This window comes from Nostoc sp. LEGE 06077 (assembly GCF_015207705.1).
GTDB lineage: Bacteria > Cyanobacteriota > Cyanobacteriia > Cyanobacteriales > Nostocaceae > Nostoc_B.
This window is the reverse complement of the sequence record NZ_JADEWI010000087.1, coordinates 1-21,135: the sequence shown is the minus strand read 5'-3', so window position 1 is coordinate 21,135 and position 21,135 is coordinate 1. Positions and strand designations below refer to the sequence as shown.

20 protein-coding genes are annotated in these 21,135 nt (G+C 39.2%); 10 read left to right on the top strand and 10 right to left on the bottom strand.

What is annotated here, in order from left to right:
* Window positions 1–124: 124 nt before the first annotated feature.
* Complete coding sequence (locus tag IQ244_RS30475; protein WP_193900419.1) at window positions 125–853, bottom strand: hypothetical protein; 729 nt, start codon at window positions 851–853, stop codon at window positions 125–127.
* 592 nt (window positions 854–1,445) lie between these two features.
* On the opposite strand from IQ244_RS30475, the gene IQ244_RS30470 reads away from it, so the two are divergent.
* The 4 genes from IQ244_RS30470 (at window position 1,446) to surE (ending at window position 7,857) form a co-directional block, all read left to right on the top strand.
* Window positions 1,446–4,220: an ATP-binding protein gene (locus IQ244_RS30470; RefSeq protein ID WP_193900418.1), complete on the top strand. Its 2,775-nt coding sequence runs from the start codon at window positions 1,446–1,448 to the stop codon at window positions 4,218–4,220.
* Between the two features lie 33 nt (window positions 4,221–4,253).
* Window positions 4,254–5,483 carry a response regulator gene (locus tag IQ244_RS30465; protein WP_193900417.1) on the top strand — a complete coding sequence of 410 codons (1,230 nt, stop codon included), beginning with the start codon at window positions 4,254–4,256 and terminating at the stop codon, window positions 5,481–5,483.
* Between the two features lie 386 nt (window positions 5,484–5,869).
* Window positions 5,870–7,168, top strand: a complete 1,299-nt coding sequence (locus IQ244_RS30460; RefSeq protein WP_193900416.1) for a response regulator — start codon at window positions 5,870–5,872, stop codon at window positions 7,166–7,168.
* Window positions 7,169–7,176: 8 nt separating this feature from the next.
* On the top strand, window positions 7,177–7,857 hold the full coding sequence (gene surE, locus IQ244_RS30455; RefSeq protein ID WP_193900415.1) for a 5'/3'-nucleotidase SurE: 681 nt from the start codon (window positions 7,177–7,179) through the stop codon (window positions 7,855–7,857).
* A gap of 83 nt (window positions 7,858–7,940) precedes the next feature.
* On the opposite strand, the gene IQ244_RS30450 is transcribed toward surE, so the two are convergent.
* On the bottom strand, window positions 7,941–8,258 hold the full coding sequence (locus tag IQ244_RS30450) for a hypothetical protein (protein WP_193900414.1): 318 nt from the start codon (window positions 8,256–8,258) through the stop codon (window positions 7,941–7,943).
* 444 nt (window positions 8,259–8,702) lie between these two features.
* Between IQ244_RS30450 and IQ244_RS30445 the strand changes: the two genes are divergently transcribed.
* Window positions 8,703–9,377: a sugar transferase gene (locus IQ244_RS30445; RefSeq protein ID WP_193900413.1), complete on the top strand. Its 675-nt coding sequence runs from the start codon at window positions 8,703–8,705 to the stop codon at window positions 9,375–9,377.
* A 2-nt stretch (window positions 9,378–9,379) separates the two neighbouring features.
* Here IQ244_RS30445 and IQ244_RS30440 read toward each other — a convergent pair whose 3' ends face one another.
* A complete protein-coding gene (locus tag IQ244_RS30440; RefSeq protein WP_193900412.1) occupies window positions 9,380–10,015 on the bottom strand; it encodes a HupE/UreJ family protein in 636 nt (211 codons plus the stop codon).
* A gap of 347 nt (window positions 10,016–10,362) precedes the next feature.
* Here IQ244_RS30440 and IQ244_RS30435 point away from each other — a divergent pair, with 347 nt between their 5' ends.
* A complete protein-coding gene (locus IQ244_RS30435; protein WP_193900411.1) occupies window positions 10,363–10,557 on the top strand; it encodes a hypothetical protein in 195 nt (64 codons plus the stop codon).
* A gap of 57 nt (window positions 10,558–10,614) precedes the next feature.
* Window positions 10,615–10,833 carry a hypothetical protein gene (locus tag IQ244_RS30430; protein ID WP_193900410.1) on the top strand — a complete coding sequence of 73 codons (219 nt, stop codon included), beginning with the start codon at window positions 10,615–10,617 and terminating at the stop codon, window positions 10,831–10,833.
* A gap of 16 nt (window positions 10,834–10,849) precedes the next feature.
* Here IQ244_RS30430 and IQ244_RS30425 read toward each other — a convergent pair whose 3' ends face one another.
* Both IQ244_RS30425 and IQ244_RS30420 read right to left on the bottom strand, forming a co-directional pair.
* Window positions 10,850–12,601: an ABC transporter ATP-binding protein gene (locus IQ244_RS30425; protein WP_193900409.1), complete on the bottom strand. Its 1,752-nt coding sequence runs from the start codon at window positions 12,599–12,601 to the stop codon at window positions 10,850–10,852.
* 200 nt (window positions 12,602–12,801) lie between these two features.
* Window positions 12,802–13,491, bottom strand: a complete 690-nt coding sequence (locus IQ244_RS30420; RefSeq protein WP_193900408.1) for a hypothetical protein — start codon at window positions 13,489–13,491, stop codon at window positions 12,802–12,804.
* Window positions 13,492–13,862: 371 nt separating this feature from the next.
* Between IQ244_RS30420 and galE the strand changes: the two genes are divergently transcribed.
* Window positions 13,863–14,861, top strand: a complete 999-nt coding sequence (galE, locus tag IQ244_RS30415) for a UDP-glucose 4-epimerase GalE (RefSeq protein ID WP_193900407.1) — start codon at window positions 13,863–13,865, stop codon at window positions 14,859–14,861.
* 79 nt (window positions 14,862–14,940) lie between these two features.
* Here the strand turns inward: galE and IQ244_RS30410 are convergent, their stop codons facing one another.
* The 4 genes from IQ244_RS30410 to IQ244_RS30400 are packed head-to-tail and all read right to left on the bottom strand — an operon-like array spanning window position 14,941 to window position 17,180.
* Window positions 14,941–15,153 (bottom strand): DUF6887 family protein, encoded by a 213-nt coding sequence (locus IQ244_RS30410; protein ID WP_193900406.1) that lies wholly within the window; start codon window positions 15,151–15,153, stop codon window positions 14,941–14,943.
* Complete coding sequence (locus IQ244_RS33455) at window positions 15,150–15,323, bottom strand: DUF6888 family protein (protein ID WP_416209798.1); 174 nt, start codon at window positions 15,321–15,323, stop codon at window positions 15,150–15,152. The genes IQ244_RS30410 and IQ244_RS33455 overlap by 4 nt, the downstream gene beginning before the upstream one ends.
* Before the next feature lie 16 nt (window positions 15,324–15,339).
* The gene (locus IQ244_RS30405) at window positions 15,340–15,942 is read right to left on the bottom strand and encodes a hypothetical protein (protein WP_193900405.1); all 603 of its coding nucleotides are present in this window, start codon (window positions 15,940–15,942) and stop codon (window positions 15,340–15,342) included.
* A complete protein-coding gene (locus tag IQ244_RS30400) occupies window positions 15,939–17,180 on the bottom strand; it encodes a sulfite exporter TauE/SafE family protein (RefSeq protein WP_193900404.1) in 1,242 nt (413 codons plus the stop codon). The genes IQ244_RS30405 and IQ244_RS30400 overlap by 4 nt, the downstream gene beginning before the upstream one ends.
* A gap of 195 nt (window positions 17,181–17,375) precedes the next feature.
* On the opposite strand from IQ244_RS30400, the gene IQ244_RS30395 reads away from it, so the two are divergent.
* A complete protein-coding gene (locus IQ244_RS30395; RefSeq protein WP_193900403.1) occupies window positions 17,376–18,404 on the top strand; it encodes a M28 family peptidase in 1,029 nt (342 codons plus the stop codon).
* A gap of 19 nt (window positions 18,405–18,423) precedes the next feature.
* Here the strand turns inward: IQ244_RS30395 and IQ244_RS30390 are convergent, their stop codons facing one another.
* Entirely contained in the window at window positions 18,424–18,858 is a 435-nt protein-coding gene (locus IQ244_RS30390) for a hypothetical protein (protein ID WP_193900420.1), read from the bottom strand.
* 391 nt (window positions 18,859–19,249) lie between these two features.
* Between IQ244_RS30390 and IQ244_RS30385 the strand changes: the two genes are divergently transcribed.
* Window positions 19,250–20,899 (top strand): alpha/beta hydrolase, encoded by a 1,650-nt coding sequence (locus tag IQ244_RS30385; protein ID WP_193900402.1) that lies wholly within the window; start codon window positions 19,250–19,252, stop codon window positions 20,897–20,899.
* Window positions 20,900–21,135 lie beyond the last annotated feature (236 nt).

Here is a 21,135-nt window from a genome sequence, read left to right as displayed (position 1 = left end):
CAAACGCTTTACAGAAATCATCTACATGACAGAACAAAGCATCTAAACTAAACATAGGACAGGCTGCTGGATTTGTTGTTATTTTCAGCTTACTACCTGTCCTTTTTCTTATCCCGAACTCAGGTTAATTAACTAACTCTGTAAGAATTTTCGTGTTCCAACTTGGATTTTGCTGGTTGACAAAATCCATACATGAATTCATGGCTTCTATATAAGCTGCAAATGTTAACTCTGCTATGGTTATAGCTTGCTGTCTTTGTTCATCACTCAGATCGATTTCTTGAAAGAACCTTACAATATTGGGTGTATTCATATAGTGATGTTCTTCTTCATGTAAATGACACATACCAAAATAACGATATTCCTGGCCTGTTATTTCCTTCAGTTCTAAAGCTACTGGCTGTGAGATGTTAAAGAAAACATTTGCCGTTGCTTCAGCGACTTGCATTGCTACAAATTTAAAAATAGGATCTGCCTGAAAAGTATGATGATATATTTGATAACATACTGTGCGTGATTTCAAAGTCGCTTCACCAAAACTAAATGACATTGCATCGGTGAGTTTGGTGCAATGATGAAGTTCCAACTTTTCTATATCTTCTAACAGCCATTGCCAATGAAAATGTTCTTCGTAAGTATGTCGATTAATTAAGTGTTGAATTTGATTAGTAGTGGGTTCTTCGCGGAACACATTATTGCATAGTTCGCCAAAACCCATAGCTAAAGGAACAAGGATGGGCGCAAAACTCAGTCTGTCTTTGGGGTGTATACTTTGATTTTGCATAAAAGAGAATAACGGCAACTTAGCAAAATCTTGCTTTTTGTTTTCAATCAATGCCAAAACATGCTGCATATTTTTGCTTCCTGATGTTAATAATGAGCAATATTCAAAGTTCCATACCAAGGGGAATGGAATTAAACAACAGCGCCAGACAGACCTTCTGTATATACCTTTCATGTATGCAGGCATATAGAACAAAAGTTATTTTTTTAAGGTTAGCTTGGCTCTAAGGCTATTATTTGTAGGGGAATTTAATCAATCGGGAAAAATTTTTTGTCAGTTAATATCAATCATATATCTACATTTGCAAACTTGATAACCAGCCTTTATTCTTCTTTTTATTAAGTTGAGTATGCTTCAGCTTGTTCAAGTATTCTAAGCTTTTTATTCAAAAAAATATATGGGTTTATATTTAATTATTGGAAAATGTTTCTCCAGATATATCTTTGATATTTGTTTAGTGTATTCCATTAAAATTACGGTTGCCATAATCTTTAATTTAAGATATCTAAACACAAAAAAATATTTATTAATTTATCAGAGAACACTTGAAACTTTACGTAGTATTAGCTAATAGATATTCGTGAATGATGATATTAAGAACGGGAGAATGGGCAAACTAATTATAAGTATGTAGTTGAAAGCTCTCACCATCCGAAAAACTATGAAGCGTTTTGGTATTTTGCGTTCTTCAAAGTTGCCTTTGCGGCTGATTCTGATTGTCCCCTTTGTGTTGCAAACTTTTGCCGCAGTTAGTTTAGTAGGTTATTTATCGTTTAGAAACGGGCAAAAAGCAGTCAATGACCTTGCAGATCAGTTGACTAGTAAGGTGAATGGTCTTGTGGAACAGCACCTTAATACATACTTAGCTACTCCTCATCAGGTTAATCAAGTTAATTTAGCAGCCATAAAGCTAGGAATGTTGAATTTGCAAGACTACGATCTTGCAAGTTGCTATTTCTGGAAACAAATGCGAGTATTTAACATTGGCTATATTAGTTTTGCTAATCCTAAAGGTGAATTTATTGGTGTTGAACGTTTAGATAATGGTCATCTGTTAATTAATGAAGTTTCCGAGAAAAGAACTATTGGCAAACTTTATGTTTATAGTACAGACAACGAAGGAAATCGTAATCAGTTAACAGCCATCAAAGACTATAATCCGCTTTTAGAAGCTTGGTATACCGATGCTGTCAAAATGGGTAGACCAGTGTGGAGCCAAATTTATCAATGGGAAGATAAACCAGAAATATTCTCTATATCTTCTAGTTATCCGCTATATGATAACTCTCAGAATATTGTTGGTGTAATTAGTGTAGATTTATTACTAACACAAATTAGTGATTTTTTAAAAAATTTAAAATTTGGTAAGCAAGGAAAAGTATTTATTTTAGAAAGATCTGGATTTATAGTAGCTTCTTCAACTAATGAATCACCATACAATGTAATTGATGGGAAGGCACATAGATTATCAGTATTCAATAGTCAAAGTCATACAATTAAGGGTATAGCTGATTATCTTCAAAAAAAGTTTGGTAGTTTTCAAAAAATTCAGGATACTCAACAGTTTACATTACAAATTAAAGGTGCGCGACAATTCGTCAAAGTCACACCTTGGCAAGACAAATTAGGACTAGACTGGCTAGTGATTGTGATTGTGCCTGAAACTGACTTTATGGCAGAAATAAATGCTAATAGCCATACAACTATTTTGCTTTGTGTGGGCGCATTAATTGGCGCAACTATATTGGGAATTTATACTTCACGTTGGATTGCTCAACCTATTTTACATCTGACCCAAGCTAGTAGTGCGATCGCCGCTGGGAATCTGGAGCAAACAGTCGAAATCTCTGGTGTAAAAGAACTCAGTATTCTGTCTCAATCATTTAATCAAATGGCCGGACAATTAAATGATTTTTTTACAGCTTTAGAAAGAACCAACCAAGAACTAGAACAACGTGTGGAATTAAGGACTAAAGAACTAAAAACGGCGAAAGAATTAGCTGATGCTGCTAACCAAGCCAAAAGCGAATTTCTCGCCAATATGAGTCATGAACTTCGCACACCCTTAAATGGTATTCTTGGCTATGCACAAATTCTCCAACGCGATATTAATGCAAGTACTGAACAACAAAATGCTGTCAAAGTTATTTATCACTGTGGCTCTCATTTATTAATGTTAATTAATGATGTTTTAGATATTGCCAAAATTGAATCTCAAAAACTAGACCTATATCCTAATATATTTAATTTTAATGATTTTTTCCTGGGCATATATGATATGTGCCGGATTAAAGCAGAGCAAAAAGATATTATTTTTAGTTATCAAATTAGTAAGGATATACCGACGGCAATTCATGCCGATGAAAAACGGTTACGCCAAGTATTACTGAACCTTTTAGGAAATGCGATTAAGTTCACAGACGATGGTGAAGTTAAGTTCAGTGTGGATGTAATTAATCCAGATTTGCTGGCCATAGATAATCATCAAGGTGAACAACTCAGCACAAGCAAAATTAGATTCCAAATTGAAGATACAGGAGTTGGCATATCCTTAGAGCAATTACAGAAAATTTTTCTGCCTTTTGAACAGGTAGGAGATAGCTTTCGTAAAGCAGAAGGAACGGGCTTAGGTCTGGCTATCAGCTGTCAAATTGTAGAAATGATGGGTAGCAAAATTCACGTAGAAAGTCACTATGGTAAAGGTAGTAAATTTTGGTTTGATCTAGATTTACCAAAAGTTGCAGATTATGTATCATCTGAGGTTCCGCATCTTGACAAATGTAGCAATCACATCATTAGATACAAAGGAACTCAAAAAACCATTTTGGTTGTAGATGATATCTCGGATAATCGCGCTGTGATTGTAAATTTACTCAAACAAGTTGGATTTGGCGTAATTGAAGCTCCCAATGGAAAAGAAGGTATTAGTAAAGCACAAGAGTATCAACCAGATTTAATTATTACTGACTTAGGAATGCCCATCATGAATGGGGTGCAAATGACGCAAGATTTACGTAGTCAGCCGGAATTTGCCCAGACAGTGATTATTGCTTCTTCTGCTAGTGTATTTAGTTTAAACCGTAAGGAAAGTTTGGCAGCCGGCTGTAATGATTTTCTCCCCAAGCCAGTACAAGCTGAGGAATTATTTGCTCAACTCAAGTCGTATTTAAAGTTAGATTGGGTCTATGAAGACATCAAGATACCTCAGCAGATTTCCTCAGAAAATAAAGAGGATATCGTCTTTCCCCCAGCAACAGAACTAGTAAATTTATATCAAGCAGCTAAAGCTGGTTATGTGATGGGTATTCAAGAAGAAGTGAATCGCATCCAAAAACTAGATAATGAATATGTAACGTTTACTAATAAAATTTTAAATTTAATAGAAGACTTTGAAGATGAAGCTATTGTAGAAATGCTTAAGCCATATTTAGCTTAGAACAGCCAATTTGTTTAGTCAGCAGTTCAAAAAATGAATAATATTCCAAACAATTCAATTCTAGTTGTTGATGATGTACCAATTAATATTAAAATTTTATTGGAAATATTAACACAAGCTGGCTATAGAGTTTCTGTTGCCAAAAATGGTAAAAGCGCCTTAGAAAAAGTAGAAGAGGCGATACCTAATTTAATTTTATTAGATGTCATGATGCCTGTTATGGATGGGTTTGAGACCTGTCGGATTTTGAAGGCGAACCCAAAAACTAAAGATATTCCTATTATATTTATGACGGCACTTTCTGAGCCAATAAATAAAGTTAAGGGGTTACAATTGGGAGCAGTAGACTATATTACTAAACCAATAGAGCATGAAGAAGTATTAGCGAGAATTAATGTCCATTTAGAACTGCGGAGAACACAATTAAAATTAGCGCAAGAAGAAAAAATGTCGTCTTTAGGACAACTAGTGGCAGGTATTGCTCATGAAATTAATAACCCAGTTAACTTTATCTCTGGTAATTTAATTCACGCCGAAAAGTATATTGAAGATTTATTGAAATTACTAGAATTATATGAAACACATACAAATATTTCGATTCCAGAAATTAAAACTTTCTCTAAGAAAATCGAAATAGATTTTCTTAAACAAGACTTACCGCAACTTTTATCTTCAATGAAAAAGGGGTCTGAGCGTGTGGAACAAATTGTGCGATCGCTCCGCCTGTTTTCCCGCTTGGATGACACTGAGTGTCAGCTAGTTGACTTACATGAAGGGATTGATAGCACTTTGGTAATTTTAAGCAGTCGGATTAAAGCTACATCTGCACGTCCGGCTATTGATATTGTAAAGGAATATGGTGATTTACCTTTAATCGAGTGTTATGCGGGAAAAATCAACCAAGTTTTAATGAATCTTTTAGCCAATGCGATCGATGCTATTGATGAAGCTATAGAAAAGCTAGAGTCGAATGGGAGTGAGCAATCTCCAACAATTTGGATTAGTACAACCGTGACAAGTGATCAAAAGTCTGTGTTGATTGAGATTGCTGATAATGGTATTGGTATGTCTGCTGATGTACAACAGAGAATGTTTGAGCAATTTTTTACGACTAAACCCCTAGGGAAAGGTACTGGTTTAGGATTGGCGATCGCGCGGGAAATCATAGTGGAAAAACACGGAGGCTCTTTGCAAGTCAATGCTTCCCCAGGAAAAGGCGCTAAATTTGCGATCGCTATTCCCATTCGCCAAAAAGATTACTGAAATTCACTGAATTTAAATAGAGTAAACGTAGGACTTACGTAAGTGTCATATTTTTTTGTTGAGGCTGTCAAGAGTCCACAAAAACCTTTATTTTTGACTCTTCTACCAAAAAATAGGTGTAACAGTTGCATAAGTTCTGTTGATGTGGCTGTGAATTTTCCACAACGATAGAGTTTGTGATGAAAATTTTCATAGCAATAGCAACAGTTGCTGCTGGTTTGGGAAAAATAATTAACAGGAGATAGTAGGTACAAGCTTTCTCGCTATATTAATTTGTTCACCGTATATTTACCCATTTATTATGCAAACTCTAGAAGAGTTTTTGTACTTGTAACCGCTATCAACTGATCAATTCCTGTTTTTATATCTCAACCCAAAATATCCAAATGCTTAATTTACAAGAAAATAGTTTAATTTTAATCGTAGATGATACTATTACCAATCTAGAAATTATATCTAACGCATTGACAACTGCTGGATTTGTCGTGACTACAGCTAGAAATGGAGAAAAGGCACTTCAGCAAATACAGGACACATTACCAGATTTAATTTTACTAGATGTGATGATGCCTGGTATAGATGGGTTTGAAACTTGTCAAAAATTAAAGACAAATCCTCTCACTCAAGATATTCCAGTAATTTTTATGACTGGTATTTCGGATATAGAGACTAAGGTAAAAGGTCTAAATTTAGGGGCGGTTGATTATATTACTAAACCATTTCAAAAAGAAGAAGTATTAGCCAGAATTAAGACACATTTACAACTGCGTTATTTAACAAAAACTTTAGAGCAAAGAGTTACCGAAAGAACAGCCGAACTTTCCCAAGCTTTAAAAGACTTACAAGCATATCAAATCCAAATAATTCAAAAAGAAAAAATGTCTGCGTTAGGTCAGTTAGTAACAGGAATTGCTCACGAAATTAATAATCCTGTTAGTTGTATTCATGGAAATCTTGATCATACTGCTAATTATTTTAATAATTTAATTAAAATAATCGACCTTTATCAGCAAAATTATCCTGAACCTGTACCGGCGATTCAAGCAGAAATTGCCGAAACAGACTTAGAGTATATGCGTTCTGACCTACCTAACTTAATTACTTCGATGAAAGAAGGCGTTCAACGCATTCGCAATATCAGTACTAGTCTGCGGAATTTTTCTCGCCCTGATAAGGATCGGAAAGTATTCTGTAATATTCATAATGGTATCGACAGTACAATTATGATTCTCAAGCACCGCCTGAAACCCTCCAAAGTCCGTCCAGAAATCGAAGTTATGAGAAATTATGGCAATTTACCTTCGATAACCTGCTTCAGCGGTCAATTAAATCAAGTATTTATGAATATTTTAACTAATGCAATTGATGCTTTAGAAGAGTCTAATATAGGGCGGAGCTATAGTGAAATTGAAAAGCATCCTAATCAGATTTGGATTACAACTTCCCTGAGTGAAGACAAACACAATGCTGTGATTCGGATCAAAGATAATGGAGTTGGAATGTCTGCTGATATCCAGCAGAAAATATTTGAGCATTTGTTTACGACCAAATTATTCGGTCGAGGTACAGGTTTAGGGTTATCAATTGCCCATCAAATTATTGTGGAAAAGCATAAAGGTAAATTGGATGTATATTCTGTACCAGGGAAAGGTTCAGAATTCATGATTACTATTCCAATTCACTAGGCTGATAAATGACTATAATCTTGACTAATGACGATGGCATTGATGCGCCTGGAATCAATGCGCTGCTGAAGGCTGTTAACAGTGAAAAAGTGATTATTGCTGCGCCCACAGATCATCAATCAGGCTGTGGACATCAAGTTACTACAACCCGTTCTATTAATATTCAACAGCGTTCGGCGAGAGAATATGCGATCGCTGGTACTCCTGCTGATTGTGTGCGAATCGCCATATCGCAAATTTCCCAAGATATCGAGTTTGTCTTATCTGGCATCAATGCTGGTGGAAATCTCGGTGTAGATGTTTATATTTCCGGGACTGTGGCTGCTGTGCGAGAAGCTGCGATGAATGGGATTCCGGGGATTGCTATTTCTCACTATCGCAAAGCCAAGCAAAATTTTGATTGGGAATCGGCGGCAAAATTAACAGCTGAGGTGTTAGCCGATTTACTCCAGCGTCCTCTAGAACCAGGGTGCTTTTGGAATGTTAATTTGCCACATTTGCAGCCAGGAGAGGCAGATCCTCAAATGGTATTTTGTCAACCTTGTAGCAAAGCTTTGCCGATTAATTACCGCGTGGATGGCAATGATTTTTATTATGTTGGAGAATATGGTAAACGCGATCGCACTCCCGGTAGTGATGTAGATGTTTGTTTTTCAGGCAATATTGCCATCACACAGTTAAGAGTGTGAAATTAATTTTCCATCGGTACGGAAACAGGATAAGCAAAAAGAGGCCTATCTGAAAATTACCTTGAATTACCATTCACCAATGACTATTTACTCTTGGCTCCTTCTGTGTCCAACCTTTGCATCAAAGATGTTAACTTATCTAGAGTCTGTGTAAGTTGGGCGAGTTTCTGCACAGTGTAGTCTTGAGATTGAGCTAGGTGTTGCATGGTATCACACAAAGCAAAAATTTGGTGGCCTTGCTGCTGTAACTGCTTTCCTTGTGCCTCAACTTGCATACTCAGATAATCTAATCTGTCAGCGAGGCTTTCAATCGTCTCGGTAGTAGTAAGTACTGCTTCGCCAATTTGCTCAACAATAGATTCTAAGCGACTAACTTTAACTTCGACTCCACCTGAAATCATATTTCCACCATCCCATCATAAAAAATACTAGTCCTTGTTTCTAGCCTCAGTGTCATTTTTTACTCATCTTGATGACATCTGCTCAGATCTACAAGAGGTGCCATCTGAAGTTAGTCTGAACAAATCATTGGTAGGGATGTGCAGCCCTTACTACTTAGAGATTTTTCTGAGATACTTCAGTTTAGCTAGAAAGTTTAGTGAATCAATTAGTAGCTTGTTTTTACCTTCGAGCATCTTTTTATACATAATATTTATGCTTAAGTACTCTTTAAAAGAGATACAAAAAAATTTATGTAAATTTTACAAATTTTCATTTATTTAGTCATCTTGATGAAGATTAAGTAAATATACCGTAAAAAAGGACTTGGGAGTAGAAGACAAAGTTTATATTCGGGAATAAATTTTGAGTGAATTTACCCTGGTTAATCTACCTTTGGCTAGACAATGTACCAAACACCATTGCAAAGCGCTTGTCAACTTGCTACTGACAGAGCTTGGGAATTAGATACACCCCACTATTCCGTAGATTCTAAATTCAAACGTTGTTTAGATATTTTAGGGAGTTTAGTCGGTTTAATAATTTTGGGTGTTGTGTTTATACCGATAGCGATCGCTATTAAACTCGATAGTCCAGGCCCAATTTTCTTTACTCAGGAACGTTACGGACTTCAGGGACGACCTTTTATGCTCCGTAAATTTCGTTCAATGGTTGACGATGCGGAAAGACTCAAGTCTCTCGTCAAAAACGAAGCGGACGGATTAATCTTTAAAAATAAGAATGACTTCCGCGTCACGAAAGTAGGACGGTTTTTGCGTAGTACCAGTTTAGATGAATTGCCACAATTTTGGAATGTGCTTGTAGGTGAAATGAGTTTAGTGGGAACACGTCCACCTACTGCTGATGAAGTAGCCAAGTACAATCAACGCCATTGGCAACGTTTGAATGTCAAACCTGGTTTGACTGGAGAATGGCAAGTTCATGGTCGTTCTCACGTCAAAGATTTTGAACAAATAGTTGACTTAGACTTGCGTTACCAAGAAAAGTGGCATCCATTCTATGATTTATTTTTGATTACCAAAACTTTCTACGTCATCTTTGGTAAAGTTGGGGCTTTTTAAATTCATAAATTGCTCCAGTTTTTCAAAAAGACAATTCCAAGAGCGCAAATCGCAAAGCCCACTAAACTAATTTTTCTTGACCAAATACCTGACAAATCTGCTTGACTAACTTGAGTAGCAATTTCTCTAGAACTCATCACCACTGCATACTGTGTCAAAGCAGCACCAAAAATATACATGACTGAAGGCATTGTTTCTGCCCCAATAATCGATTCACTATTAAAATAACCCTGAAGTAAACCAGCGATCGCAGTTATTATCAGCAGCTTCCATAAGTTGGGCTGCTTTGATGTAATTAGCACTATACCCAAAACAATACTAATAATAGCGATCGCTATTTCTGTTACAGGTAAATTTATTTGCCAGAGATAAATGAGCGTGCCGCAAATATTAGCGAATATCAGCGTAGTAGCTATCAATCTACCACGCACATTCCCAGCCGCCAGTAAACCAATTGCCAAAATACTCGCAAATTTATCTAAGGCCAGTACGGGGTCTGCCATTCCCCATAAAAAGCCGTCCCAGGAGTTAGAAATTTCATGGAGAGATGATACCCCAGTCCATGAACTTAGCAAACTAATGATAGCTAAAGCAGCGATCGCACCAACATAACGCTGGAGCAATTTATCTTTGAGCATAAAATATAACCTATTAGTTTTTCGGTATCTTATACTGCCCAAGTACCAAAAAAAACTAACGCGATCATTACCTGATTTTACGTAAGTTTGACAAATCTTTTTTGACCTCACCCTAAACCCTCTGTAATGCAGAAGTTTGGGAGAGGGTTTCTTCAATCTGTCGAACTCAAGCTGATGGTTCATGAATCCGTTGAACATCTGACAGCACTGCTGATGCGCTTGAGAAAATCATTGCTATTTGTAACAGTAATATCCCAAAATCCTGTCCATCTTACTGTTTGAGGATCAATTTTTCCAAGCTGGATTAGTGACATACGGCTGATCAGATTTCTCAAGAATTAGAACTGATGAAAAGTGAAGTCATTATAGAAGTAGCTTACGAAATATTAATTCGTCATTGGTCAAGCTTGCGTTGGTGGTTAGATGAAAACCGCGATCGCCTATATCAACAAGAGCGTCTCGAAAAGAAATGCAAGGAATGGGAGCAAAAGAAAAAGCACCCGGATTTTTTACTGCAAAAAGCTCAACTTATAGAAGCATAAGCATATTATCAAAAATACAAAGACTACCTCATGCCCAAAGAAAAAGAATATATCTAAGTGAGTAAACAAGCACGGCGTAAAAATCGTTTTTTACTAGGAAGTGGTAGTACTATTACTTTATTATTAATTCTCGATTCTGCTGTTGTTGCTGCCAAACAACAACAGCAGAACCAGTTGACTAAACTTATTCGCTATAGTCCAAATAAGCCGGAATTTTCAGGTTCACGCAGAGGCGCGGAGAGTAAACAGAAATTACTACCGGTTTCTGACACGTGAATTCTCATTACTTTAACTAACGCAACAATTCCTCGACTTGATGCTGACTCCACAAAGTTCGATACAAACCTTCTTGTTGCACGAGTTCTATATGATTGCCTGTTTGGACAATTTTACCTTTATCCATGACTAAAATTCGGTCAGCGGCGGCTGCTGCTGATAGTTGGTGGGTGATAAAAATTACTGTTTTGCGGCTAGTTCCACCAGAAAGATTTTTGAGAATTTTGGTGGCTGTTTGATTATCAACGCTAGATAAAGCATCATCCAAAATTAAAACTGGCGCATCAACTAGCATAGCTCTGGCTAAAGCGGTGCGTTGTCGTTGTCCACCAGAAAGAGTAATACCGCGTTCGCCTACCAGAGTTTCGTATTGTTGGGGGAAATTAATAATTTCGCCATGAATCTGAGACATAACAGCTACAGATTCTACATCTTGTTGTTCGCTTACTGGGTCAGCGTAGCGGATATTATTTTTAATTGTGGTGCTGAACAAAAAACTATCTTGGGGAACATAGGCGATCGCACTTCGCAAATCTGCTAAGGCAATTTTGGTGACATCTACCCCATCTAAAAACAATTGTCCAGGAGCAATATCCAACAACCGAGGTAAAGCATTTGCTAAGGTTGATTTCCCCGAACCAATTGCCCCAACAATCGCCACCGTCTCGCCGGGAACAATTGTAAAATTGACATGATCTAAAGCCGGTGTGGCCATTTCTGGGTAAGTAAAGCTGAAGTTCTTAGCTGTAATTTCTCCCTTGATTTCAGCTAGGGGTAAATGTACAACATCAGCTACATCTTGAATTTTTGGGCTGACGCTGAGAATCGATTCTAGGCGATCAATACTGACTTCACCGCGTTGATAAGTGGTAATGGTAAAGCCTAACAAAGCTGTGGGAAACACCAGACGTTCTACATAAATCAGCAGTGCTAAAAAGTCACCAACTGCTAACGTTCCCCCAGAAATACGGGTTGTTCCCAGCCAAATAATAATTAAAGAACTGATATTTGCTAAACCGCCAATTAACGGAAACAAGACATTGCGGCTTTTTGCTAATTGCAGGTTAGCTTTTAATAGCTGCTGATTTTTTTTGGCAAAAGCTTGACGCTCATTGTCTTCTTGAGCGTAAATTTTAATTAAGGCAATCCCGCTAATGTCTTCTTGAATCAGTTCACTAATATCAGATAGTTTCTCTTGGACAGTGGCTTGTTGTTTGCGTAGGCGATCGCTAAACAAATGCACCAACAAAAACATGAAAGGATACACTGCTAAAGAATACAGTGTCATATCTGGGCTAATTGTCAGCATTACCGGCAGTGTCAAAGTGTAGGCAAAAAAAGTATTGGCTAAACTTAGCACTGCAAAACCCAACAAGCGGCGGATATTTTCCACATCGCTGGTAGCGCGACTAATTAAATCCCCGGCGGTATTTGTCGCAAAATAAGCAGGTTCTAACTTCAGTAAATGTTCAAAAATCCGTTGTTTTAGGTCAAATTCTACCTGTCGTCCTACCCCAAACAGCCAGATCCGCGAAGCCATGCGGATTAACCACATTGCCGAACTCAACAAAATGATGATTACGACGTAATGTATGAGTTGATTCCAGCTAAATTGAGTTGAAAGTTTATCAACACAGCCACGAATTAACCAAGGAATATAAACGCCCAAGCCATTGACAGACAATAAGGCAAAAATGCCTAATGTTGCCTCTACCCAATGAGGACGCAGGTAAGCACCGAGTTTAGCTAGTCGTCGAGATTTTGCCATTACAGCAACTTTGCAACTCCATCATCCTAAAACAAACGGATCGTAGGTTTATATTTTATCTACAAAGAACTCAGGAGTGTGTGGTCAGAATTCAGTAGAGAAAATTATTTTCTGAATTCTCAATGCTGAATTCAGGTTTTTAAATAAGGCCAGCCACTAGGGCGTAGCGTTGCGGCCTTGTTAATTTTACTTTTTTAACCCTAGGACTGGCGACCACGCAAGAAAAAGTAAACTTGATTGAGGTAACTTTCCCAAACTTGGGTGGTAAGTTGTAGTGTTTCAGCACTTGGTACAAAGTCCTCCAGTCGCAAACCTCGTTCTCGAATTTGTTGAGGGTTTTGTAACAGGTAAGGAGGAATTTTGAGATCAAAAGAGTTGAAAGCAATCGCCTTTAGCCCTAGTTGACTATCTACATCGCTAGTTGTGGTTCCTGGCGCTAATGCTACAAGGACTTCGCCAGTCGTCCCAGCTGACTGATAATTTCTGACTACTTCCTGATTTGCTACAGTGGGATTAACAACTGCGGCAATTGGTGTCCTCACCAGAAAATAAGCGATCGCTGGTGTACTAGACAACAGCAAAATTGTCAACGCCCAACCAATTAAATATCCTCCCGGTTTATCTATCCCACCGCCTTTAATTTTTTGGGCGGCAAAAATCATCATCAATACTGACGCTCCCAAAGGCTTGAGGGGGAATGAAATCACCCTCCACAAAGATGCCACAGCTGGTTCGTTGGGGTTAACAAACGACAAAGCTAGGACAACCAAAATAATTACTAAGACTACTCGCCCAGCAAACGTTCCTTGAGGATAGAACCTCTGGAACAACGAATATACGATAGTGCCAACAAGCAGCCACAAAAGTACGCGGCTCAACAATATGAACATAGATTAACTCTCAAATTTTCTAGTGCGATCAGCCTAGGGTTTGGAGCAAGAATGTGTATTTGACCGTCAAATTGTAATCGGACTTTTACTTGACTGCAAATATTACCAGCCTCACACCTAATGACTACCGTCGTAGTGATTTTAGAGCAATTTTTTGACACTGCGTCTATTATTTATAATTTTCCAGGTGAGTCAGAAAATTAGGGGTGTAAGGGTATGGGGGTGTAAGGTTTGGGCTTTAGGGGAAATATAACCTGTGTTGACTTGTTTTTGTCTTAGTTTCAGGTAGATTATTTCCCTGGTATCCTTACACCCCTACACCTCTACACCCATAATTAATTGAGAAATTGTCAACTCACAGGGGAAAAACTATGTCGCCGGAAAAGCCCAGCATTTTAGTCACAGGGGGAGCAGGATATATCGGTTCCCATACTGTACTTGCTCTCCAGCAAGCAGGTTATGAGGTGGTAATACTTGATAACCTGGTTTACGGTCATCGAGAATTGGTAGAACAGGTTTTAAAAGTAGAACTGGTAGTGGGTGATACAGGCGATCGCCCTTTATTAGATGATTTATTTAAAACCCGTAATTTTGCGGCGGTGATGCACTTTTCTGCCTACGCTTACGTAGGTGAGTCGGTGACTGACCCAGCAAAATATTACCGCAACAATGTGGTCGGCACTTTGACTTTATTAGAAGCAATGCTGGCTGCGTCAATTAATAAATTCGTCTTTTCTTCCACCTGCGCCACCTACGGAGTCCCAGAAGTCATCCCGATTCCTGAAAACCATCCTCAAGACCCAATCAATCCCTATGGGGCTACTAAGCTGATGGTAGAGCGTATTCTTGCTGATTTTGATGTCGCATATAATTTCAAGTCAGTGCGGTTTCGCTACTTTAATGCAGCTGGTGCGAATCCTGATGGTTTGCTAGGCGAAGATCACAACCCAGAAACTCATTTAATTCCTTTGATATTGCTGACAGCTTTAGGTAAGCGGGAGTCTATCTCGATTTTTGGGACAGATTACCCCACCTCTGATGGTACTTGTATTCGTGATTATATTCATGTTAACGATTTAGCCGATGCCCATGTTTTGGGACTGGAATATTTATTAAAGGGTGGCGATAGCGAAATATTCAATTTAGGTAATGGGAGTGGTTTCTCTGTGCGAGAAGTGATTGCGGCGGCTGAGTCCGTGACAGGCGTATCTATTCCCATTCAAGAATGCGATCGCCGTCCTGGTGATCCACCTGTTTTAATTGGTAGTAGTGAAAAAGCCAGAAATATCCTCGGCTGGCGATCGCAATATCCATCTATCCAAGATATTGTTAGTCATGCCTGGCAGTGGCATCAAAAGCGACACAAATAGAAGTGTGAAGTATGAAGTGTGAAGTATGAAATTTTTCTGTTCACTCTTCATACTTTATCTTTTATTTCAGTAAACAGATTTAGGCTTGATTATGTCGTTGTTCTAAGTGCTGTTGATGCAATTTGGGAAAGTTATCTAAGTCTTCTATCGTCTGAGGGGCGGGAAAAATTTCATTACTATTAGAGCTAAATCTAGCTAAATAAATTTGAAAGGCTGCTTCATCTTCTCTTTGTTCAAGAATATATTTACGTAGTTCACTCCGAGTCATTGACATAAAATCATACTTACTCATAAATATCTCCATTTTCCATTGGGATAAATAATGATTTCCGTTTCTTCCCCAGCTAGGAAAACAACATTTTTTGTACGCTCATCTATGCGTATCATATATATCGGTACATACATTTTAGTTATCCAATAGCTCAGAATGAAACAAGTTTGTAGCTGCTGAGAGGTAGGCATACTGGAAATTATGTAACTAACTTCTTCTTGTCTTTTGCAAGACAACAAAGAAAATACCGATGAGTGCCAAACCTGGAATTGCGATCGCCCAAACTGGTAGAGTTTTAGTATTTTCCTGAGCTACATTGCTGTTGACATTTTGCACTGATTGTGAATCTTGGGTATTTCCAGCCGCGACGGTGACTTCAAACTTGAGATTAAAAGGCTTGAAACTTGCGCCTTTTGCTGGCTTACCACTTAGCTGTAATTGATAAATTCCGGGTTTGGGAAAGGTAATTTCGGCTCCGGGAATACCTTGGAAGCGTTCAGCGGCTACTGGTTGTAAAGATGGTTCTAGTAGGGCTGGCTCACTGGGGGTGTGCGGTTCGGCATAAACTGCTAACTGACAATTGCATTGGGCGAGAGGAATGGTTTGTCCACCTTTACGTGTGAGGGCAAACCAAGCTTGTGTAGATTCACCAGCACGGGGATTATCATTAGGTTCGAGATGTAGAGTTGCGCCGACATCGGCTGCTACTTGCACTTTATGGGCTAAGACAGGATGAATCGTAGTAATTGCGATCGCTAAACAAAACAGCAATAATACATTTAACTTTTTCTTGACTGGCAAATAATTCATTCTTCCCCTATTCCTCTGCGCTCCTGCTCCCTTTGCTCATCTGCTTTTAGCCAACGTAATAGTAATACACCAAGGGTGGCAATTCCTAACAGCAATGTTGCTAATTTATTCCCCCAAGTTGATTCTAGGGAACCCAGGTAATGGGAACCAATCACCACTGCATGAAAGGTACTTAAGAGTAAAGCTGGCACGCTTAACAAATGAATCTGTCGCCATCGCTTACCCCAAGATTTCTGCAAGGATTCCCAACTAGTTAAAGCAGCAGGGGTCATTAATATCAATGCTACAGCACCCGCAGCCATCCCCCAGCGAAACTCTGCGGGAAAAAACCAAAAAGCGGCAAAATTCCATTGCAGGGAATGTTCAATCATGTGGGTAGTGTGGACTACGGATAACACAAAAGCACCCACGCCTAAAGCCCGACGGTAACGCATCGGTGCAGCCCACATCTGACTAATTGGGCGGGCAATCAGCGCTAACATCAGACAAAATAGGGCAGCGTGTCCGGTGTAATCTACCATTGTGTCACCAGTCCGCAATAAAGTAATTGCGCCAATGGCCAGCGTCACCCAACCGCCTAAGCGAAATAATTGACTGCGCCTATCTTTACTAATTAAAGAAGTCGAAACACCAACTCCTAGCATTGTGGGTAAAGTACCCAAACCAAAAGCTAACATTGTGGCTGCACCCATCCAGAGATTACTGGTTTCTGCGGCTTTAATTTGAGCAGCATACAAGAAACCACAAGGCATTAAACCCCAAGTCATCCCCAAAAATATCGGTGTCCACCAGTTGGTTTGCAAAGAAAGTTTGATCATGCCTGTACTCAGGCGATCATGTAAATTACTTTTTAATAAAGGGTGTAATACAGGAATATGGGGCAACCAATCTGGTTTAATTTGTCCTAACCCAAACCAAATCAGCATGATGCCTGTAATAATCGCCATAAAACGGCGAAATTCACTACCAATACCTGCTAGTTGCCCACTTTCAAACAATACTGAACCTAAAGCCCCAATGCCAGCACCAACTAGGGCATAGCTTAACATTCTGCCGAGATTCAGCAAAAAGTGAAATTTTAATTGCTGTTGCCAAGTAGATGATTTTTCCGAGGCTGATTTTTGTCCGTTATTCTTACCAGACAAAGAAAACGCCACTGTCAGAGGGCCACACATCCCAAAGCAATGCCCAAAACTGCCTAGAAACCCTAGGATTGCAATCAGCAATAAATCTACCATATTCCTAGGAAGCACAAGGCAGGATTACGCATAAACAGCAGGGAAAACAAGAAAGTCGACGATAGTCACAAATTAATAAATGACACAGAACTTTCCCACTATGGAACAATAGGTTAAATTTGTGCCTCTGTCAAAAGACAACCCGTCAAACTTTGGGTTTGCGCTACTCTAGGTCTGGAAGGCAAGGTTCAAGGTATGCAAAAACGGATTTTGTTGGTGCTGTTGGCGCTGGTGGTGGTAGTAATTGTTGGTAGTAAAAGTACTGCGTTCAATAGTTTTTTTTCACAGCTTCCTTCACCAGAAATAATTGAGAGAGTACCAACACAACAAGCTCAACCACAGCCCTCAGAACTGGAAACTAAGCCGCAAGTTTCTGCGGAGAATTTACTTACCCACGTTCAAAAGTTAAATTTTCAACGTTATACAACAGCCGAGCGATCGCGTACTCGTGCATATATCACAAGTGAATTAAAAAAATTCGGCTGGAAACCACAGCTAGAAAAATTTGCTGAGGGTGTGAATATCTTTGCGGAACGTTTAGGTACTGATAAAACAGCAGGTGCAATTCTGGTTGGCGCACATTACGATACAGTCGCTTCTTCTCCGGGGGCTGATGATAATGGTACTGGGGTGGCGGTGGTGCTAGAAGTTGCTAGATTACTTGGTTCCCAACCCACACCACGGACTTTACAGTTAGCTTTATTTGACAAAGAAGAAGCAGGGCTTTTAGGTAGTAAGGCTTTCGCCGCCAAAGCGAAACGCTTGGGGAATTTAAGTGGTGTGATTGTGATGGATATGGTTGGTTATGCTTGCTACACTCCTGGCTGTCAGCAATATCCACCAGGCTTACCTGTGACACCACCGAGTGATAAAGGTGACTTTTTAGCTGTGGTGGGTGATATAGAACATTTACCATTGCTGAGTGCTTTTCAAAAATCACAGCCAGATAATTTACCAGCAGTTCTCACAGTCCCTATCCCCTTGAAAGGCTTACTCACACCTGATACGCTGCGTAGTGATCATGCACCGTTTTGGTATCAAGGCGTAGGTGCAGTTTTGGTGACGGATACAGCTAATCTACGGACTCCCCATTATCATCAATCTAGTGATCAGCCGAGTACAATTGAGCGATCGTTTTTTGCAGGTGCAGCGCAGATTGTCGTTAATACTACCACTGCTTTATTACAGCAGAGTGATAGTTTAGCAACTCAAGCATCTTTTTGAAGACAAATTTTTACTCACCCTACCTAATTTTCGGGTAAGTCAAGAACCAATTCTGTTTGTCGTTGAGTTGAAAGTAGGAACCTTGAAAAATCAAGCGCAAAGCGATGCGAGTTCTCAGATAATACCTAATTAAATGAGTTCCTGGTTCTGCTAAGACATCATCATAGTTTTGGCTATAACCAAATGGTTTAGAACAGTAGTTACCAGCACCCACAACTGTTAACACAAAAAATGGTGCTTCCTTGTATTCGTCGGGAACCATGAAAATTCCATATACATGATGTTCGCCACGCCACGGTTCCAAGACAACCTGAGAGGCTGGTATTCGCAGTTTTTGGCTGTGTGATTTTAAAAAAGCTTCTGAGTTGCATTGCGAGTTTTGTACAGGCCACCACAGTGTAAAAACTAATATCGAAAGCAGCAGAATCAAAATGTAAATAATTTGGCGACGCATACTTAATTTACTAAAAACGGCTGGGAAGTTTACTTTTGAACGCAGAGGTTTGCTGAGGTAGACGCATTCGCCGTCAGGCGTTCCCGCAGAGTCTGGCTTTGCTGTATGAGGGGATGAAATACCTAGTAAATAAATGTGAAACTTATGATTTTCTCTACGTTTGCGCGTGAGATAGTTCATCCCTTATTGATGCAACACCCAGAGTCTTTGTTTAAGTTTTCTCTCTAAATTGATACAATCCTGTAAAAGTTTGAATCTGTTGCTGAATTTTAGAGAATTGGGATGAACATGATCTTTGTGTCTTTCAGTGTTTCCCTGCTTTAATCTTAAGAGTCGTCAAATGCCAAAATATCCGTTATATTCCCGTCAGGATTCATTGAAGATTATTTTTATGGGAATAAGAAGGAAAGCTTTAAATTTATTGACGGGTTGCTTTTGTGCTGTTGTTTTTACCAAGTTTTGCGGTATAAATAATGCGGCGATCGCTGCTGATACAGTTGTGTTACGTTACGGTTTGTTGGCGGAATCTGTCTCGTTGGCTGAGTTGCAAAAAGCCGCAGAGGTTGGGGATTTTCCTAATGGTTTTGAGCTTTATGGCCGCAGATTATCTACACAACAGCGGCGCTTTCTGTTAGAAACTCTAAAAATGCCACTACAGTTAAATGTTGTGACTGTTAATAGGTTACTCAATACTCAGATTGGGACAACAATTCTCGATGATTTCTCCACCGCTGTTGTGCGTAAGGATAAAGCAGGTGTACAAGCTATTAGAGCCGGATTAGTTATTGGTTCAACTGCGCCACAAGGTCTTTCGCTCCTCAGCTTTATTGCAGCTTATCCTAGTCAAAATCTGGAGATTAATTTACCCAGAATTTTCAAAATTGCTGGTAATTTTAATACGGCATTTTGGCGGACTCAACAATTTATGTTAGCGATCGCCCCCCAACTTAACCAACAATCGCTACAAGTTTCTTTACCTTTTGACCCCAGTCAACCCGGTACGGCTGAAGTCAAAGTCTTAAAATTCAATTGGCTTGACCAACAACGTAACCGCACCATTCCTGTTGATATTTATTGGTCAAATGCTGCAACTGCTAATAAACCAGTTATTATTTATTCTCATGGTTTGGGTTCTGTGCGGACTGATTTACGCTATCTCGCGGAACATTTAGCATCCCACGGTTATATATTTGTGGCTGTGGAACATCCTGGTAGTAACCAGACAAATGTTGATTCGGGTTTACAAGGGAAAGGTAAACTCCTCAAGGCGCAAGAATTTTTAGACCGTCCCAAAGATATTAGTTTTGTTTTAGATGAACTCGCCAAAATTAACCAAACTGCTAACGATTCTTTGGCGGGAAAACTCGCAACTGATAATGTGATGGTGATTGGTTATTCTTTTGGTGGTGGTACAGCGTTGGCGTTGGCTGGTGGTGAACTACAACTAGATAAGCTCAAACAACGCTGTAAACAGAATTTGGCTGTTTTAAGTTTGGGCGAAACTGCACAGTGTGTTGCCCAAGAACTACCAAACAACACCTATCAACTGCGGGATAATCGCATTAAGGAAGCGATCGCTCTTAATCCTACCAGTTCTTTGATGTTTGGCGGCTCTGGTTTAACTAAGGTGCAAGTCCCAACACTGATATTAGCCAGTTCCGCTGATAAAACAACTCCGGCTTTAACTGAACAAGTTGTCGGATTTCACAAAATTCCTGCGCCTAAATGGTTGGTTGGGATCTTGGGAGGTACACATCTCAGTGTCAAAGACCCCAGCACCACTTTAGATCAAGCCGGTCAACCCAACACACCTTTTACTGGCGGCGAAGTTGTGGGAGAGCAAGCATCAGATGTCCGTAAATTTGTCAAGGTAATAGTTTTGGCGATGGCTGCACAACTCACCCCAGAGGCTAAACAATATAGTGTATTTTTGACACCTAATTATGCTTTTTCTGCTTCGACACCAGCATTTCCCTTCCGCATAGTCACAGAAATTCCTCCTGATGCTTTAAAAGTTGTGGAGGAATATGTAGAAAAATAGTTGGCGATAACAAGGTAAAGGTAAAGAATTGTTATTTTATCTCCGAGCCAGAGGATGATCTCTGGCTTAATTTACACAGAAAATTAGCGATCGCTACCTTTTTATTCACTAGAGTTGTTGGGAAATAACTGAGAGTTGCGTTGAAATTCTGATCCCTGTGGTTTTTGATGTAATTTTTATGCTGCCATCAAGTAGAAGTTCCATAATCCAGCAGCAGTCAACATTAAATGATCGTC